The sequence below is a fragment of the Lyngbya aestuarii BL J genome (genome assembly GCF_000478195.2).
Classification (GTDB): domain Bacteria; phylum Cyanobacteriota; class Cyanobacteriia; order Cyanobacteriales; family Microcoleaceae; genus Capilliphycus; species Capilliphycus aestuarii.
In genome coordinates this window covers 1-760 of sequence record NZ_AUZM01000292.1, presented here as the reverse complement: position 1 = coordinate 760, position 760 = coordinate 1, and the positions used below count along the sequence as shown (strand labels likewise).

General features: G+C 39.5%; 1 protein-coding gene. It reads right to left on the bottom strand.

Annotated elements, in window-relative coordinates:
• Window positions 1–455: 455 nt before the first annotated feature.
• Window positions 456–760, bottom strand: a 305-nt coding sequence (locus M595_RS28150) for a TRAP transporter large permease subunit (protein WP_023069946.1), incomplete at its 5' end; no start/stop codon positions are given.

The following is a 760-nucleotide window of genomic DNA, read 5'->3' as shown; positions in this document are numbered from 1 at the left end:
GGGTTGAGAATCCGGGCGAATGGGTGTTGTGGTCACTGGCTCAAAACGTTAACTGAACGATTGATATTATTATAGGATTCTAGGGTGAGAGATTCGGTATGTTCAATTTTTATTAAGGAAATCTGAGTTGATTGTGTTCATCAGCGAAACAATTCTGTCGATCAAGGTTAGTTAACGTAAAAACCAATGAATGTATCCGCACCGCTCACAGATTAGACAGAGAGCTAACGAGGAATCTTCTATCCAATCGATGTTAAATGGTGGAGTCGTTAAATCTCTCTGGAACTTTACCGATCTTTCTTGGAATAAGTCATGACTACAAACTAAACATTTCAATGGATGTTCAGCCACTTTGTAGGGTTTTGCTTTGGTCATAGTTTATTGCCTGTTGTTTATACTTTTATTATAGCTACAACTTAGACATTACTGATTTCCTGTCAAGTGAAAATCAACCCTTAACTTGCTGCCAGCGAGGGTAAAAAGCTGACAATTTGGGGAAAGAAAACAATCAGTGCTAACACAATTAATTGCAGGATAATAAACGGAATTGCCCCTTGATAAATGTCTTCGGTTTTGACTTCGGGTGGTGCAACGCCTCGCAAGTAAAATAGGGCAAATCCAAACGGTGGGGTGAGAAACGAGGTTTGAATATTGGCGCCGATGACGACTCCAAACCAAACTAAATCCATCCCAAAATTTTGGGCGATGGGAACGAGTAACGGCACGACAATAAAAACAATTTCAAAAAAGTCGATAAAAA